This is a genomic window from Roseitalea sp. (assembly GCF_984466335.1).
Genome location: NZ_CFIFWG010000055.1, coordinates 1 through 16,308, shown reverse-complemented (window position 1 = coordinate 16,308; position 16,308 = coordinate 1). Strand labels below are relative to the sequence as shown.

Annotated in this window: 18 protein-coding genes; 8 read left to right on the top strand and 10 right to left on the bottom strand. The window is 66.1% G+C overall.

All coding sequences use genetic code 11. The annotated features are described in order from the left end of the window. The 3 genes from AC5E6L_RS07120 to AC5E6L_RS07110 all read right to left on the bottom strand — a co-directional run. Positions 1 to 305, bottom strand: a 305-nt coding sequence (locus tag AC5E6L_RS07120) for a formate--tetrahydrofolate ligase (protein WP_491772240.1), incomplete at its 3' end; no start/stop codon positions are given. 159 nt (positions 306 to 464) lie between these two features. Continuing rightward, positions 465 to 1,568, bottom strand: a complete 1,104-nt coding sequence (locus AC5E6L_RS07115; protein WP_491772238.1) for a DUF2333 family protein — start codon at positions 1,566 to 1,568, stop codon at positions 465 to 467. 41 nt (positions 1,569 to 1,609) lie between these two features. Then, entirely contained in the window at positions 1,610 to 2,893 is a 1,284-nt protein-coding gene (locus tag AC5E6L_RS07110) for a DUF6638 family protein (protein WP_491772236.1), read from the bottom strand. A 66-nt stretch (positions 2,894 to 2,959) separates the two neighbouring features. Here AC5E6L_RS07110 and AC5E6L_RS07105 point away from each other — a divergent pair, with 66 nt between their 5' ends. Together AC5E6L_RS07105 and AC5E6L_RS07100 are read left to right on the top strand one after the other, a co-directional pair. After that, the gene (locus AC5E6L_RS07105) at positions 2,960 to 3,157 is read left to right on the top strand and encodes a type II toxin-antitoxin system HicA family toxin (protein WP_491230003.1); all 198 of its coding nucleotides are present in this window, start codon (positions 2,960 to 2,962) and stop codon (positions 3,155 to 3,157) included. Further along, entirely contained in the window at positions 3,154 to 3,549 is a 396-nt protein-coding gene (locus AC5E6L_RS07100) for a type II toxin-antitoxin system HicB family antitoxin (protein ID WP_491230000.1), read from the top strand. Before AC5E6L_RS07105 ends, AC5E6L_RS07100 begins: the two co-directional genes overlap by 4 nt. A gap of 6 nt (positions 3,550 to 3,555) precedes the next feature. Here the strand turns inward: AC5E6L_RS07100 and AC5E6L_RS07095 are convergent, their stop codons facing one another. The 4 genes from AC5E6L_RS07095 to AC5E6L_RS07080 form a co-directional block, all read right to left on the bottom strand. After that, positions 3,556 to 5,466, bottom strand: a complete 1,911-nt coding sequence (locus AC5E6L_RS07095) for an AAA family ATPase (RefSeq protein ID WP_491229999.1) — start codon at positions 5,464 to 5,466, stop codon at positions 3,556 to 3,558. Between the two features lie 153 nt (positions 5,467 to 5,619). Continuing rightward, the gene (locus AC5E6L_RS07090; protein ID WP_491772242.1) at positions 5,620 to 6,723 is read right to left on the bottom strand and encodes a hypothetical protein; all 1,104 of its coding nucleotides are present in this window, start codon (positions 6,721 to 6,723) and stop codon (positions 5,620 to 5,622) included. A 72-nt stretch (positions 6,724 to 6,795) separates the two neighbouring features. Next, positions 6,796 to 7,884: a hypothetical protein gene (locus tag AC5E6L_RS07085; RefSeq protein WP_491230545.1), complete on the bottom strand. Its 1,089-nt coding sequence runs from the start codon at positions 7,882 to 7,884 to the stop codon at positions 6,796 to 6,798. A 96-nt stretch (positions 7,885 to 7,980) separates the two neighbouring features. Then, a complete protein-coding gene (locus tag AC5E6L_RS07080) occupies positions 7,981 to 8,595 on the bottom strand; it encodes a thymidine kinase (RefSeq protein ID WP_491230544.1) in 615 nt (204 codons plus the stop codon). 108 nt (positions 8,596 to 8,703) lie between these two features. Between AC5E6L_RS07080 and AC5E6L_RS07075 the strand changes: the two genes are divergently transcribed. From AC5E6L_RS07075 to AC5E6L_RS07065, 3 genes are read left to right on the top strand one after another with little or no spacing between them, the layout of a single operon-like run. Then, entirely contained in the window at positions 8,704 to 9,480 is a 777-nt protein-coding gene (locus tag AC5E6L_RS07075) for a HugZ family pyridoxamine 5'-phosphate oxidase (protein WP_491772233.1), read from the top strand. Continuing rightward, positions 9,477 to 10,316 (top strand): isocitrate lyase/PEP mutase family protein, encoded by an 840-nt coding sequence (locus AC5E6L_RS07070; RefSeq protein ID WP_491230542.1) that lies wholly within the window; start codon positions 9,477 to 9,479, stop codon positions 10,314 to 10,316. The genes AC5E6L_RS07075 and AC5E6L_RS07070 overlap by 4 nt, the downstream gene beginning before the upstream one ends. Next, positions 10,313 to 11,149 (top strand): TrmH family RNA methyltransferase, encoded by an 837-nt coding sequence (locus AC5E6L_RS07065; protein WP_491772231.1) that lies wholly within the window; start codon positions 10,313 to 10,315, stop codon positions 11,147 to 11,149. The genes AC5E6L_RS07070 and AC5E6L_RS07065 overlap by 4 nt, the downstream gene beginning before the upstream one ends. Here AC5E6L_RS07065 and AC5E6L_RS07060 read toward each other — a convergent pair. Together AC5E6L_RS07060 and AC5E6L_RS07055 are read right to left on the bottom strand one after the other, a co-directional pair. Then, complete coding sequence (locus AC5E6L_RS07060; protein ID WP_491772229.1) at positions 11,141 to 12,412, bottom strand: coiled-coil domain-containing protein; 1,272 nt, start codon at positions 12,410 to 12,412, stop codon at positions 11,141 to 11,143. The two genes, AC5E6L_RS07065 and AC5E6L_RS07060, sit on opposite strands and share 9 nt — an antisense overlap. 112 nt (positions 12,413 to 12,524) lie before the next feature. After that, on the bottom strand, positions 12,525 to 13,145 hold the full coding sequence (locus AC5E6L_RS07055) for a DUF1134 domain-containing protein (protein ID WP_491230844.1): 621 nt from the start codon (positions 13,143 to 13,145) through the stop codon (positions 12,525 to 12,527). A 338-nt stretch (positions 13,146 to 13,483) separates the two neighbouring features. On the opposite strand from AC5E6L_RS07055, the gene chpT reads away from it, so the two are divergent. Then, positions 13,484 to 14,113 (top strand): histidine phosphotransferase ChpT, encoded by a 630-nt coding sequence (chpT, locus tag AC5E6L_RS07050; RefSeq protein ID WP_491230843.1) that lies wholly within the window; start codon positions 13,484 to 13,486, stop codon positions 14,111 to 14,113. 145 nt (positions 14,114 to 14,258) lie between these two features. After that, positions 14,259 to 14,615 carry a response regulator gene (locus tag AC5E6L_RS07045; RefSeq protein WP_491772226.1) on the top strand — a complete coding sequence of 119 codons (357 nt, stop codon included), beginning with the start codon at positions 14,259 to 14,261 and terminating at the stop codon, positions 14,613 to 14,615. 128 nt (positions 14,616 to 14,743) lie between these two features. On the opposite strand, the gene ctrA is transcribed toward AC5E6L_RS07045, so the two are convergent. Beyond that, positions 14,744 to 15,445, bottom strand: a complete 702-nt coding sequence (gene ctrA / locus AC5E6L_RS07040; protein ID WP_491772224.1) for a response regulator transcription factor CtrA — start codon at positions 15,443 to 15,445, stop codon at positions 14,744 to 14,746. A 419-nt stretch (positions 15,446 to 15,864) separates the two neighbouring features. Here ctrA and AC5E6L_RS07035 point away from each other — a divergent pair, with 419 nt between their 5' ends. Then, a complete protein-coding gene (locus tag AC5E6L_RS07035; protein ID WP_491772222.1) occupies positions 15,865 to 16,257 on the top strand; it encodes a flagellar export protein FliJ in 393 nt (130 codons plus the stop codon). Positions 16,258 to 16,308: the final 51 nt, after the last annotated feature.

Genomic DNA, 16,308 nt, shown 5'->3' with positions numbered 1-16,308 from the left:
CCCAGCGAAGCCTCGCGGATGCAGATCGCCGCCTTCTTGCCGATCCGGTTGAGCCCGTCGCCCAGGCCGACCGTCGTCGTCGTCTTGCCCTCGCCGGCGGGCGTGGGATTGATGGCGGTCACCAGCACCAGCCTGCCGTCGGGCCGGTCCTTGACGGATTTGATGAAGTCGGCCGAGACCTTCGCCTTGTCGTGGCCGTAGGGCAGCAGGTCGCCGGCCGGAATGCCCAGCCCGGCGCCGATCTCGGCGATCGGTTTCTTCGCCGCCGCGCGGGCGATCTCGATATCGGTCTTGAACTGGGCCATCGGGCGTCTCCGGGTCGGTGTGGCCGGGACCGGAGCGGCCCCGCGCGGCGCATTGATCATGGGAGCGGCCATGACCGCAAGCGCAATTCGGCCAAGCGCTGCGCGAAATGCGACACGGGCGGGTTCTCGCACCTCGGGGCGGGCAATTGCAAGCAATGCCTACCGGTCCAACACGTCGCGGATTTCGACCAGGTTGGAACGCACGCGCAGGAGATCGAAGCCGATCGATTCCAGATGCGACTTGATCAGGCTCGACGCGCTGCCGTTGGCGATGAAGGGCGGACGCACCCGCAGCGCGTCGGCAAGCTGCTCGTCGACCCGCTGCCAGAGGCTCTCAAGATTGCGCTGCTCGAACACCTCGCGGAAATCGCCGCGCGCCGCCGTCAGGATGCCGTGATAGGCATAGAGCTGACCGTAGGTGAACCAGAACCGGTCGTCGGCGCGGGCGTCGAACCCCATGAAGCTCGCCTCTTCCATGCGCCGCTGCAAGATCTCCGACGTCGAGCCGATGTCGGCGGTCACGCGGTCGATGAACTGCAAGAGGTTGTCGGCGCGGGCGTCGAACCGGGCCTGGCAGTTCTCCAACTCCGCGTTGAACGCAAGCAGATCGCTGCGCGCGTCGCGCAGCCGCGCCTGGGTCGCGGGTTGCAGGAAGGGCAGGCTGAAGGTGACGTACCAGGCATCCTCGCGATAGTTGGCGGCTTCGCGCGCCGATTGCAGATTCGAGTTGATCGAATCGGTGCCGCGCACGCGCCCGAGCCGGTCGACCAGTTCGACCGTCGTGCGGCGGATCGCCTGGTTGGTGCCGAGCTGGAACGCGGCCTTGTTGTCGAAGAAGGGCGTGTCCTTCCAGTCGACGACGAAGAACAGGCCCGCCTTGTGCAGGGGGTTGGAGGGCACCCAGACATTGCCGTTGACGTTCCGGTCGATCAGGTCGGCGGTCATCCGGACCATGGCCGAAGGCTGGCAGGTGCCGTCCGCGCGTTCCTCGCCGGCGCCGACCGTCGCGGCCGAACGGTCGTAGGCCGTCACGAAGTCGGGGGCGGCGCCGCGCCAGAACTGGGTGATGTAGAACAGATGGCCATACCCGGCCACAAGGGCGACCAGGATCAGGAACACGGGCGCCTTGACGAACCATCGGCGGCCGCCGACCCATGCCCAGAAGGCGGCGAAGGGCCAGACCAGCCAGGACATGAAGACGCCGATCCCGTGGCCGGCGGCCGCGAAGATGCGCCGGAAGAACTCGATCACCGGGTCAAGCATCCGAAGGCTCCATTGCGTTTGGCGTTTGGCGTGTGCCGGCGTCAGCGCAGGCCGAACAGGCGGGCGCGCAGGGCGCGCTTGCCGGTCAGATAGGTGCTCTTGAGCGTCTCCACAACGAAGGCGCGCCACGGTTCCGACCAGCCCTCGTAATCGGCGTAAAAGCCCTGCTTGTTGAACACGTAGCGGGCGACGACATCGCGCGGCACATAATCGCTCAGGAGACGGTTCGTCAGCCATGTGTCGGGATGGTCGGGTCTGCCACGGACGACCTGGAACCTCAGCCGGCCGGGCACGTCGCGAATGTCGATGCGGCCGGTGCGCGCCAGTTCGCGCCGCGCGCCGTTCAGGAACGGATAGACGCCGTCGGCGCGAATGGCGCCCGCCCGGCGGGCGAGAAAGGTCTGCATGAAGACGGGATCGACCGTCATCAGGTCGGCGTCCGGGTCGAGTTCGTGCATCAGGCCCTTGAGCGTCAGGTCGATGCGGTGATCGAGAAAGCCGCCATCCTCAAGCCAGGCGGCATCCGGCGGATCGATCCGGCCGGAGCGTGACAGGAAATCGAACACGCGGTCATGGTCGTTCCGGTCCAGATAGCTGACCTGCCAGGGCCGCGACCGGCGAAAGCCGGGCGCCTTCGGATCGCAGATGATGGTGGTCATCTTGTCGCCGGCAAAGACGTAGGTGCCGCCGAAATGGGATGTCCAGAAGGCCGGATGGCGGAACACCACCTGATCGGGCACCAGCCGGTTCGACCGTATGTCGCCGGTCGTCTGCGCCAGAGCGACCATGCGTTCGAGCATGGCATCGTCGCGCCAGGCGTCCGGCTCGGTCTTCAGCCGGTCGACCAGCGTGCGCAGCTCGGCCGCCTTGGCGAGCACGTTGTGCGCCGACAGCACCTTGAACTCGACCTGCTCGATCGACAGCAGATCCTCGATGTCTGCGACCGCCGAGACATTGTCCTCGATCTCGCCGAAGAGGACATCCTTGATCGTCAGCGCGTGGATGGCGCGGGCATTGGCGGTGTAGAATTCGTGCATCAGCCCGCCCGTGTTGGAAAAGCGCGTATGGACGACCGGCAGGCTCGCCTGCGCCGGCGTCAGCACGATGAAACGGCGATTGACCCCGGCGGGATCGAGATAGTCGAAATCGCCGAGTTCGGCGGCCACCTGCGGCGAAAAGCCGGTGCGGTCGATATCGAACGTGTCGAGCCCGGTGGGCGGCAGGCGGAACGCTTGAAGCGCCTTGTTGTAGCGCTCGACCAGATGCGGCCGGTCGACCGTGAAGAGGCGACCATAGATCAGCGCGTTTTCACGAAGGCGTTTCATGGCGACAAGGCTTGGAAACGAACGGCAGAGTGTGTATATAAATACGCACGAACGAGGCGCTCCGTGCTGGAAACCAATTCACGCAAGATCATCGCCCGCCTCGAAAGGGAAGGCTTTGAACTGGTAGCGGTTCGCGGGTCGCATCACAAGTTCCGCAAAGGGCCGGCGGCTCTCGTCGTGCCGCATCCGAGGAAGGGCTTGCCCAGGGGCACGGCCCGGGCGATCGCCGGGGCGGCTGGCCGGCTTGAGGACAAGAGCAGATGACCCACTATTTCGCATTGGTGCACAAGGATGCGGGCACCGCCTACGGGATCAGCTTTCCCGACGTGCCGGGCTGCTTTTCGGCCGCCGACGCGCAGGCGGACATCATCTCCAACGCCATGGAGGCGCTGGAGCTGTTTCTCGACGGCGCCCCCGAAACGCCCCTCTCCCGCGACCTGGACGCGCTGACGGCCGACCCGGACATTGCGGGGGAACTGGCCGGCGGCGCCTATCTGCTCGCCGTCCCGCACATCGACAACACCGGCAAGACGTCTCGGGTGAACATCACGCTGAACAAGGGTCTTCTGGATGCCATCGACGCGGAAGCATCCCGACGCAAGATGACGCGGTCCGGCTTTATCGCGCAGGCGGCGGAACGGGAGATTCTGGGGTAGGCACAACTACACCCCCCAGTTCCCCCTTTCCTTGCGCTCGGAGATCTCGCGCGCCGCGCGCTCGGTCTGGCGCTGGCGGCGAATGATGTCGGCGACCGCCGCATCGTCGGCCTTGTCCGAATAGCGGAACTCCGAATCGGAATAGCGGTTGATCTCCTGCATCACCATGTCGATCGTAAAGGGTTCGCGCAGGTCGGCGATCATGGCGCGTTTTTCGTCATAGGATTTGTGCATGAACACCTCGGGTGCCTCGAACCATGCGTCCGGCAGTTCGATGTCCATCGCCCGCATCTTGATCGCGTCGGTGACGTTCTTGACCGCCCGGCCGGTGAAGCGCGGCTCGGCCTGCCTGATCATGTGCAGATAGGTGCCGATGTCGGCCACCGTCTTCGGCTCGCCATGGGTGGCGACGAACCGGTCATAGATGGTGAGCAGCCCCTGTTCGTCCGGTCGGTCATGGCCCTCATAGGCGGACGAGACCGCCGACTTGATGTCCTGATCGGCGTAGAGCGCATGATCGCCCAGCGGGATGTCGTGGTTTGCGCCGGCGAGCAGGTGGAAGATGTCGATATAGTCGTTGCGCGTCCGCGGCCCGTCCACCAGCCAGCGCGCGCCCGCTCGCTGGCGCAGCGCGTCGTCGACATTCTCGGGATGGTTGGAAAACATGCCGAAGGCGCAATTGCCGCGCACCACGGTCATCGCGCCGGCGAAGCTCTCCATCAGAACGGCCGTCACCTCCTGCTGGCCCGCCGAGGCGCGATCGTTCGAGCGCTGCGCGGCCACCTGATCGATATCGTCGATCGTGCCGAAGCCGATCGCGCGCGGATCGAGCACGTTGGCGACGAACTGCTTGCAGTTCTGGCCCGACTTGCCCTGATAGGAGGAAATCCGGTCGACGCCGAAATTCTCGTAGTGGAAGGGGTAGCCCGCAACCACGCAATAATCATTGACGAGACCGGCGATCATCTGGATCAGGATCGTCTTGCCGGTGCCCGGCGCGCCGTCGCCGATGAAGGTGAAGACGAACCCGCCCAGTTCCACGAACGGGTTCAGACCGCGCTCGAAATCGTAACAAACCAGCATCTTGGCCAGCTTCATCGCCTGGTATTTGGCGATGTGGTTGCCGATGATCTCGTGCGGCTCCTTGAACGTCATCGACAGCGGCCTGCGCCGCGCGCCGGGGGCGACGTCGAAGCCGTCGAGCGTGAAATCGTCCTTTTCGACACGCACATGGCTGTCTTCGAAGGCGCCGAGCGCCCCGAAGCGGCCCTTGCGCTGCAACAGCCCCTCGACGCTCACGCGCGCGAACGCCTTGGCGCGCTGCGCCATGGCGCTTTCGTCCGGCGCGCCGTCGATGGCAGCCACCAGCCCGGCGAGCACCGATTTCACCGCGTCCTGCGGCGTGTCGAAATCATGGTCCGGCTCGGCCAGGTCCCTGCCCGGTTCGGTGTCGGTTTCGAGCATGTGCAACAGATAGGCGGCAAGCGTGAACGCCGCGACATAGGCCGATGCGCCCAGAAGCGAGCGGAAGCGGTTGGCGTCGTCGCCTTGCAGCGGCGCGGCGGCGTTGCGGTTCTGAAGGCTTTCAAGATCGGTCTGCCGCGCGAACATGTCGGCCATCGCCAGCGCGACGGCCGTCCCGCGCCGCGCGCGATAGAGCAGCCCGTGCTGGGTCGGCGACAGCATCGGATCGTCGGGGCGGATCGCGCCGATCCGCCTGGCCAGTTCCACCTCGCGCATGCGCCGCGCGCCGCCGGTCGAAACCGTCGGGACGAACCGCCGCCCCGTGCCGGCGAGCGGCGCCGAGGAACGTCCGCCGGCGCGCTCCATGACGGTGAACCGCGTGACCAGCGAGTGCGCGGTGGCGCGGTGCTTTTCGATGTCCTTTTCGTCGATCAGCGTCAGGCCGGTGTCCATGAAGCGTGCTCCTGTTCCGCACCCTCGTCCTTCGGGGCTCGCCCCATCCCCTCATCCTGAGGTGCGAAGCTGAGCTTGCCGAAGCGGAGCCTCGAAGGGCGAGGGGATGGGGGCTCGCACCTCAGGATGAGGGCGCGGTCGATCATGAGCATCTCACACATCCGAGATCACATGGCGGCCCGAGATGATGTGCGTCTTGTAGCCGGCGAACACCGTGTCCGCCCGGCCGGCGGCGTAGAGGGCCTGATAGGCCTCGTGCGGGATCAGCGCATGCTTTTCGAACGAGGACACGCCCATGCGCGCCGCTTCCAGATCGCCGGTCTCGATATGGTATTCCTGTCGCGGCGGCGTCGAGGACCACAGCCCCTTGCTGCCGGGCCGCTCGTGCCTGGAATAGATGTCCTGGATCGTCCAGCTCAACAGCCAGGCGTTCGCCGGATCGCCCACCTTGTCCAGGATGACCGACACCGTATCGTTGTTCTGCGTGATGCCGGCCGAATAGAACGGGCCCAGCACGATGCGCCGGAGCTGCGTCGGATGCAGCGTGGGAAACTCCTCGTCCATATTGGCCGCGATCGTCGCCGGCGTCAGCGAATAGGAGGAATTGGCCTCGGCCCACCGGTCGAACGCGCGCGCCAGTTCGGGATTGAGCAGCCCGCCGACGGGCAAAGGGATGTCGACATCCCGATCGAGCTTGCCGTCCTCGCCGACCAGCGTCTTGACCATGTCGGGCGCCGAATCCTCGATCACCGCCGAATAGACCATCGGCAGCGTCGCCGTGCCGTCGAAGACGCCCCAATGGGTCACATAGAAGGGCCGCTTCGTCTCGGGGTTGACCGAGACCTCGATCGTCTCGGGCAAGACGAACGGGGCGAAGAAGGCGCCGCCCTCGACCGTCTCCAGATAGAGCCGTTCGGCCAGCCGGTCCTGCTGCTCCTTCGGGAACGCCTTGTGGCGCAGGATGAAGTCGGCCATGTCCGCGCGCAACGCGTCCGGCCGGGCAATTGCGGCAAGCCGTAAGGCCGCCGACCGCCGGTCCTGTTCCAGCTCCAGCACGTTCTGATAGACCGGAAACCCGCTTTCGGCCCGCGAGATGCGGAAGCTGGAGGCAAAACCGAGCCGGTTGCGCCAGCTTTCGAACGAGGCGGCGAGCCGCGCGATGTAGGGCACCACCGTGCGCGCCACCAGTTCGTGCTGGTAAAGGGGCGAATTGTCGTCGCGAAGGAAGACGTCGAGCCCGTCGAGCGCGGCGCCCATGGAAGCGAAATAGCGCAGCGCGGGGGGCGTTTGCGCCTGCCTCGCCCGGCTCACCGTCGCTGCCCCGGCGCCTTACTGGCGCACATAGTCGGCGGCGTCGTGCTTTTCGAGCACGTCCTCGAAGCGGCGCGCGAACGCATCGTCCGCCAGCTTCTTGCGGCGCTGGATGTCGTGCGTCGCCGTCATGTTCTTCTCGTGCATTTCCAGAAGGTCGGCGATGTGGCTCTGCGCCGCCGCGCCGATGCCCGCCATGGTCGTCTCGGCGGCGGTGTCCACCCGGCTGCCCAGCGTGTTGATCTTGTGGGCGACATCCTGCTGGGCGGCGGTCTTCAGCGAGTCTTCGAGCGCCTTGTAGAGCACGATGCGCTGTTCGGTGTCGATCGTCAGCTTGTTGATCAGCGTCTGCTGCGCCGCCTTTTGGTTGTTGAGCGAATCGATGAAGGTCTGGAACATCGACGTATAGCGCTCCAGCGTCTGGCTTTCGGCCAGAAGCGTCTGCTCGCGGGCCTGCATCTGGTTATAGTCGGTGGCCAGTTCCGAGCGCTCGCCTTCCAGTTGGGACCGTTCCTTCTGGCTGGTCGAGGCGGCGATCCGGTTTTCGATGTCGAGCAGCATCGGGTTGAGTTCCTCGATGCGCGCCTGCGTCTTTTCGAGCTCCTCCATGGTCCCGGTGCGCCGCTCGATCACCTGGCGCAGGCTCGTCTCGGAGGATTGGTAGCGCTCGTCGAGGATGGCGCGCTGGCCGTCGAGGATGCCGACGATCGTATCGGACTTGGCCAGCAGTTCCTGTAGGTTGCCGGCGAGCGACATGTTGCGCACGCGCTCGGACCGCATGCGCTGCATGCGCTGCTTCGAAAAAAGGCCCACGATGCTTTCCCAGCTCGTGTGCGATTTCATGCTCTCGAATTCCTCGCCGAAGACGTTGGTCGCGTCCTCCAGGCCGATGATGAGATCGGCGATGTTGGCCTCCATCACCTTCTGCTGGCTGAGCACGTCCTGGATGCGGGCGTTCTCGATGTCGAAATCGGCGTCGCCGATCTTCGCGTCGGCCCGCGCCAGCCGGTCAAGCACGCCGCTCGACTGGTCGATCCGCGACCGCATGTCCTCGACCGACCGCCTGGTGCGTTCGATCTCGGACTCGAAGTTCTGCATCGTCGCCATGGACAAACCCCCGTTCATGCCGTCAGGCGGCATATAGGCGGGCTCGATGACAATTGAAAGTCGACGTACCGCCCGGCTCTTGCCGTGCCGAGGCGCTCACCGGGCGGCAAAGCCGATCATGTCCTCGGGCGCGATGCGGCCCATCTCCTCCTCCCAGTGGCGGCGGCACAGCGAGACATAGCGGTCATTGCCGCCGATCGCGACCTGTTCGCCCTCGCGCACCACCTTGCCGTCCGGCCCCAGCCGCACCACCATCGATGCCTTGCGCCCGCACCGGCAGATGGTGCGCACCTCGCGCAGATCGTCGGCGATGGCCAAAAGGGCCAGCGAGCCGGCAAACAGCTTGCCCTGGAAATCGGTCCTGAGGCCGTAGCACATCACCGGCACGCCGCGCCGGTCGGCGACGCGCGCCAACTGCCAGACCTGATCCTCGGACAGGAACTGCGCCTCGTCGACGAACACGCAATGGACCGGCGCGCGCGCGTGATGGTCGGCGACGATCGCATGCAGATCGTCCTCGGGGCCGAAGGTGAGCGCGTCCGCACCGAGCCCGATGCGCGAGGCGATCCGCCCGCTCCCGGCGCGGTCGTCGAGCCGGGCGGTGAAGAGCAGCGTCCCCATCCGGCGTTCGCGATAATTGTGCGAAGCCTGCAAGAGCATGGTCGACTTGCCCGCATTCATCGCCGAATAGTGGAAGTAGAGCTTGGCCATCGCCGCACCGCTTTGTCGCTTTGCCCGCCGGTCGCATCATGAGATAGACCAGCGGCCGGCGCCGTGCCACGCGCCCGGTCGCGTTCTCAACAGCAAGCCGAAGGCACCATGAGCGAAAATCCGTCCCCATCCGTCATTCGCGACACCGACGACGAGGCGATCCGGCTGGCAAAGACGCTCATTGCAACGGCCCGGCACGGCGCGCTGGCGGTCAATCCGAAGGACAATGACGGCTTTCCCTCCGTCAGCCGCGTGCAGCTTTCGACCGATTTCGACGGCGCGCCGGTCGTGCTGGTCTCGGCCCTTTCGGCGCATATGGGCGCGATGGCGGACGAGCCGAAGACCGCCCTGCTCGTCGGCGAGCCCGGCAAGGGCGACCCGCTCGCCCATCAGCGCATCACGCTGACCACCTTGGCAAAGCGCATCGAACGCGACACCGACGCCCACGCACGCGTCCGCCGCCGGCATCTGGCCCGCCACCCCAAGGCCGAACTCTATGTCGATTTCGCCGATTTCGCCTTCTTCCGGCTCGTGATAGGGTCGGCCAGTCTGAACGGCGGCTTCGGCAGGGCCTACAGGCTGACCGCCGCCGATCTCGCCTTGCGGGGCGACGTCGACGGGGCCGCCGCGAGCGAACATGGCGCGGTCGTCCACATGAACGCCGACCATGCCGATGCGGTCGCGCTCTATGCGGAAAGGCTGGCGCGGCAAAAGCCGGGCGCATGGCGGCTTCTGACGCTCGATTCGGAGGGCATGGATCTGGGCGAGGGCGACCGGCGCGCGCGGGTCTTCTATCCCGAACCGCTCGCCCTTGCCGCCGACCTGCCCAAAATGCTCAAGCGGATGGCGGCCGACGCGCGCGCCATGGGAGACAGCGACGCATGACCAACCTTGCCAGCCGCCATGAAACCTTCCATGCGCTGCACGATGCGGGCTGCTTCGCCATCCCCAATCCGTGGGACGTCGGCTCGGCGCGCATCATGGCCGCCTGCGGCGCCCGGGCGCTGGCGACGACCAGCGCCGGCCATGCCTTCACGCTGGGCCGGCCCGACATGGGCAAGGTGACGCGCGAGGAGGCGCTGGCCCATGCCCAGGACCTGATCGCGGCGACATCGCTGCCCGTATCGGGCGACTTCGAGAACGGGTTTGACGACGATCCCGACGGCGTCGCCGAAACGGTGCGCCGCGCCGGCGAAATCGGCCTTTCGGGCTGCTCGATCGAGGACACGCAGATGGTCGGCGGCAACCCGCCCTACCCGTTCGGCCTGGCCGTCGAGCGCATCGCCGCCGCCGCGGGCGCTGCGCGCGCGCTGGGCCGGCCGTTCGTGCTGTGCGCCCGCGCCGACGGGGTGATGAACGCACATTACGGCGCGGACGAAGCCGTCCGCCGCATCCGCGCCTTCGAGCAAGCCGGCGCGGACCTGCTCTACGTGCCCATGCCGCCGGACATGGCCACGCTCGAACGGATCGCCGCCTCGGTCGAAAAGCCCTTCAACGCGCTCGCCGCCGGCCCGTTCGCCAGGGTCACGCTGGCACGGTTCGCCGCCGCCGGCGTGCGCCGCGTCTCCATCGGCTCGGCGCTAGCGCGCGCGACGCACAAGGTGGTCGTCGAGGCGGCGCGCGCCATCATCGCGAAAGGCGATTTCACGCCGCTTGCGGACGGCATACCAGGCGACACGGTGGACGATCTTCTGATGACGGGCGCCGACGCGCCGCAATGACCTGCGACGGGCGGCCGATCCGGATCGACGATCCGCGCGATCCGCGCATCGCGGCCTATCGCGACATCCGCGAACGCGATCTCGTGCGGAACCGGAAGCGCTTCATCGCCGAGGGCACGAGCGTCCTGCGCGTGCTGGTGGCGCAACGGCGCTTCGGCGTCGAAAGCGCCCTCATCCTTGAAAACCGCCTCGCCGGGGTGGCGGACATCGTCGGCCGGCTGCCGGCGCGCGCTCCTGTCTATGTCGCCTCGTCGGCCGTGATCGATGCGCTCGCCGGCTTTCCCGTGCATCGCGGCGTGCTCGCGGTCGGGCACCGGCGCGCCGATGCCGATGCGCCCCCGGACGCGGACGGGGCCATGGCATGGCGCACCGTGGTCGCGCTGGTCGGGCTTGCCAACCACGACAATATGGGCGCGATCTTCCGCAACGCGGCGGCGCTGGGCGCGGACGCGGTGCTGATGGACGCGCAAAGCTGCGACCCGCTCTACCGCAAGGCGCTGCGCGTGTCGGTGGGCGGCGTTCTGACCGTCCCATGGCACCGGTTCGCCGGCGCCGATGTCATGGTGGACTGGATCGAGCGCGCCGGCTTCGCTCCTGCGGGCCTGTCGCCTCAAGGCGCGACCGCGCTTGGACGCTGGCGGCCGGCCGAACGAACCGCGCTCCTGCTCGGCGCCGAGGGTCCCGGCCTGCCGAAGGCGGTCCTTGCGCGGACCGAGGGGCTGCGGATCGACATGGAAGCGGGCTTCGACAGTCTGAACGTGGCGACCTGCGCGGCGATCGCGCTTCACCACCTGCGCGGCGCCCGCGAAAACACGGCCATGCACTCAGCCTGAAGCGGGCGCGGCGCGCTTGCCGCCGCCGGGCGGCTCGGGAGCGGCCGGCGACGGGGCATCGGGCGGGCGCGCCCGCGCCGCCTGGCTTTGCAGGGCGGCGATGCGCGCGGCAAGGCTGACCGGCCGCCCCGGCGTCTGCGCGCCCGCCCGGGCGACGAGTTCGGGCACGGGCGAGCCCTCGCCTTCCAGGACGGCGGCCATGTGCACGATCTGGGCGGCAAGCATGGCGATCTGCTCGCGCAGCACCGCATCACCCTCGACGCCGGCGGCCGCAGCTTCAAGGCCGGCCACGTGCCGCCGCTCCGAGGCAAGATCGGTTTCAAGGCGCGCGATCCGTGCCTCGTAGGCGGCGATCGCCGCCTCGGGCTCGCGATCGCCCAGAAGCCTGGCAAGACGCTCGAAGCGCACCGTCATCGCACCCAGCTCGCTTTCCAGCGCGGCGTGCTCGTTCCGGGCGTCCAGCGCGCGCTGTTCGAGTTCGTGAAGGTCGGCCTCCTCGCCGGCCCGCGCCTCGCGCAACCGGGCGATGTCCTTTTCACGCCGCGCCAGCGCCTCCTCGACGTCGGAAGCCTGCTCGATCACGCGCGCGTGGCGCTTCTCAAGGTCGGCGGCAACGGCCCGCTCGGTCTTGAGAAGCTGGGCCGTTTGCTTGGCCTCGGCGCGCGTCCGGCGCACCAGGGCCTGCTGCGCGCGCAGCTTCTCGCGAACCTCGCCAAGACGGCCTTCGAGCCCTTCGATCGCGCGGGCCTGCTCCTCGATGCGGGCATGCGCCTCGGTCAGCTGGCGCTCTAAGCCGGCCTTCAGATGGCTCGTGCTGTCAAGTTCCGCCGCACGCGCGCTCAACGACACGTTGGCCGTGTCCAGATCGAGCTGCGTCGCGATCAGTTCGGACTGGGTGCGCGCCAGATCCCCGCCCAGCTGGTCCAGGGATGCGCGCAGCTCGGACATGGTCGCCTCGCGCGCGGCAATGGTCTGGTCACGCAGCTTCAGCGTCTCGGTCAGATCGCTGACCTGCGCGGCATGGCCAGTGGCGATGCCGCGCTGCCTGCGCAGGGCCAGTTCGAGCTTTTTTTCGGCCACCGCGTGCCGGGCGCGAAGCCGGTCCTTATCCGCCTGCAACTCGCTCACCGTCAGCGGCACCGCTTCCTCGATCCGCCGGCGCGTCAGATAGACCGCGCGGCGCCAGATCGTCGGTGCGACGATCATCGCGATCAGGACCGCGCCCAGAAAGCCCGCGGCGATGTAAAGGCCCGCTTCGATCAATGGCCGTTCCCGTGTGCGAGGCGCATGAACATGGGCTCATCTGCCACGGATCGCCGTGACAATAAAGAAGTGGGCCGGACGACAGGTTTCCCTGCGCCGGTTCAGGCCGGGCTCAGAACGGGTTCCAGGTCGGTCTCGGGGTCAGCTTCAGATAGCCGACCGACACGCCGAGCCGCGCGCCGACGCCGGTGCGCACCGGAACCAGCAGCACATTGTTGCGCTTGAGCACGTGCATGCCCACGCCCGCGACCAGATAGGCCGATCCGGCAACCCCGCCATAGCGGCCGTGAAGGCTTTCGACGGCGGGCAGGTTGTAGACGAGCATCATGGTCCGCGCGCCCTCGCCGCCAAAGTCCCACCCGATCGAGGGGCCCTGCCAGAAGACCATGTGGTCGCCCGCATTCTTGGTATAGAGCGTGCCCTCGCCGAAGCTCACGCCTCCGACGAACGCGCCGCCCGCCTCCTGGCCCAGAATGTAGCCGTTGGGCAGGCCGTAGAGCGCGAACGCCCGCTCGATGGCCGAGGCGATCGCCCCGGACGTCGAGCCGAAAAAGTCGTGGCCCGCCGCGATCACTTCCTCAAGGCCGTAAGGGTCGGGTTGCGGCTGCGCGTCCTGCGCACGCGCCGGACCGGCCATGACGATGAGAGCGGTCAGCGCGAGCGCGACAAGGGCCGGCAGCGCGCCGCGGGCGGTTTCACACGCTCGGTTGAAGTGGTCGACCGTCGCTTGCATATCGTGCTCCCGTGTCATCCCTGCCCCACCTTCGCCGCCGAAGCGGGCGTTCGGCGGGCAAACCGCGAAGATTGGTCCGATTTTATGCAATCGTGGTTTCCGCTTTGTTAAGCAAACGCCTGCTAGTGTCCGCAATCTGAGGTTCGTTGGGCTGGAAGCAGGCTCGGCGCGCACTTCGGATTCGATAAGAATACCAGATAAATTATTGTATCTATTGCGGTTTTCGGATTTTAAGTTCCCATGACGGGTTCGCTGAAACAAGGATAGGAACTTCAAATCCATCACGCCAGAGGCCGTGAACAGGCCATGATTCGAGCCAACGTCATCCGGGAAACTCCATGCAGCACCTGAACCACCTGTCCGCATCCGAACTGGCGGCGCTTTTGTGCAGCCGCGTGTGCCACGACATCATCTCGCCGGTCGGCGCCATCAACAACGGGCTCGAACTGCTTGAGGACGGCGGCGCGGACGAGGATGCGATGGCGCTGATCCGGACCAGCGCGGCGAGCGCCTCCGCCCGGCTGCAGTTCGCCCGGATCGCCTTCGGCGCGGCCGGATCGGCCGGCGTGGAAATCGACCTTGGCGACGCGCAGGCGGTCGCGCGCTCCTACATGAAGGGCGAGAAGGCCGATTTCGACTGGCAAGGCGAACGGGTGTTCCTGCCGAAGAACCAGGTCAAGCTGCTGCTCAACCTCGTTCTGGTGGCCAACGCATCGATCCCACGCGGCGGCACGCTGGATTGCGCGATCGACACCGGCGCCGCCGCGCCGGTGTTCACGCTGCGGGCGGCAGGGCGGATGATGCGGGTCCCGCAGAAGTTCGCCGATTTCCTCGATGGCCGGTTCGACGCCGAACCGGTCGACGCTCATTCGGTACAGCTCTACTACACGCTGCTGCTGGCCGGCGAGGCGGGCATGGACGTAAGCGCGGACATGACCGACGAGGCGATCGTCTATACCGCGCGCTGAGCGCGGCGGCGCTTCACCCTCCGCTTCGGTCAAATACGGCCGAAACCGTTATCACGGCATAAACCAAGCCGCTTAAGCGCATGGCAAATCCGTGATGCTAGAGCCCCTGCGGAACAGTGCATCGGGGGTGAACATGTCACGCTGCATGATCGTTGAGAAGTCCGCCGTGGTCCGCAAGGTGGCCAAGCGGATCCTGACCGTGGAAGACCGTTTCGTCGCCGAGGCCGCCACGGCCGCCGAGGCCCTTGGCATGATCAAGGCGGAGATGCCCGATACGATCATCGTCGAGGTCAATCCCGCCGACATGGACCTGATCGACTTCCTGCGCGCCGTGCGCGCGATCGAGGCCGAGGTGACGCCCGTCATCGTCGTGGCCATGATCGAGATGGATCTGGTACAGATGACCAAGGCCAAGCGGGCCGGCGCGGACGACTATCTGCTCAAGCCGTTTGACCGCACGCAGCTTCTGACCCGCTTCGAGCAGATCACCAAAGCCGCCTGAGCGCACGGCCGGCCAAGCCGGCATACGAAAGGCGCGCGCGAGAGCGAACGCAAGGCTTCTTCCGCGAGCACGAAGAACCCGATATGCGGCACAGCCGGGCTTCGGCCGCCCTTTCGGGTCGCTTTCGGTCAGGCCGTTTCGGCCATCGTGACCGGATCGGGATCGCGCAGCACATAGCCCCGACCCCACACGGTCTCGATATAGTTGACCCCGCCCGAGGCGGCATCGAGCTTCTTGCGCAGCTTGCAGATGAAGACGTCGATGATCTTCAGTTCCGGCTCGTCCATGCCGCCATAGAGGTGGTTGAGGAACATCTCCTTGGTCAGCGTCGTCCCCTTGCGCAGCGATAGCAGCTCCAGCATCTGATATTCCTTGCCGGTCAGATGCACGCGCTGGCCGCCCACCTCGACGGTCTTGGCGTCCAGATTGACGATCAGGTCGCCGGTGGTGATGACCGATTGCGCATGGCCCTTGGAGCGACGGACGATTGCATGGATGCGGGCGACGAGTTCGTCCTTGTGGAACGGCTTGGTCATGTAGTCGTCGGCGCCAAAGCCCAGGCCGCGCACCTTGTCCTCAATGCCGGCCATGCCCGAAAGGATCAGGATCGGCGTCTTGACCTTGGACAGGCGCAACGTGCGAAGCACTTCATAACCCGACATGTCCGGAAGGTTGAGGTCGAGAAGAATGATATCGTAGTCATAGAGCTTGCCGAGGTCGACGCCTTCCTCTCCCAGATCGGTCGTGTAGACATTGAAGCTCTCGGATTTCAGCATCAACTCGATGCTCTGTGCGATCGCACTGTCATCCTCGATCAGCAATACACGCATCTTTATCCCCTTGACGAGTTCCAAAGCGTGCGGTGGCCCGTCCCGGCTTGCCCACAACCGCGCAAATCAGCCTGCACCCAAATGGTTAACAAATCCTGATTCGGGCTGGCAAGGTCAGACTGCGGGTTAATCACCGCCTGGAAACGTTTGATTTCCACATATTTTTGCGCCCGAAACCTGAATCGACTCATCAGGAAGTCCGGCTAACCCAATCATTGGATTCCACAATCCTCCACCAGCCACCCCCGAGCAGCGCGACAACGGCATGTCGGTTTACCGGCCCTTAAAGGTTGCCTCCTATCATTAATGCAGGACGTAAACGAAGTGTTACCGACCTTCGGGCTTCCGTGAAGCCGTTGGGGCCGTTGCGTCCGGCGAGACCGGGCAGAGACCCGCTTTTTGGTTTGGAGTATTGCGCAATGAAGCCGAAGAACAGCCTCATAAGGGTCAAGCAATTCCAGGTAACCGAAAGGCACCGGCAAGTGAACCAGCTGGAAACCATGATCGCCGAGTTCGAGCGCATGGCCTCCGAACTCGATATGCAGATCGCCAATGAAGAAAGGAAGAGCGGGATAGACGATATCGGCCATTTCGCCTACCCGACCTTCGCCAAGGCCGCGCGCACCCGCCGCGACAATCTGTTCGACTCAATCAGCGACCTTCAGATGCAGAAGGAACAGGCCGAGGCGGCCCTTATGGAGGCGGAGGCCGAACTCCAAAAGGCCGAAAAGCTCGACGTGCGCGCAGCCCGCAAGGCCACCGAGGAGCAGGCGGCCAAGACGGCCTACGACCGTCAGGCCATGATCGGCTGATCGAATCTGAAGTTCGTACGGAGCATGCTGCGTAACGAAGCGAACTTCAGA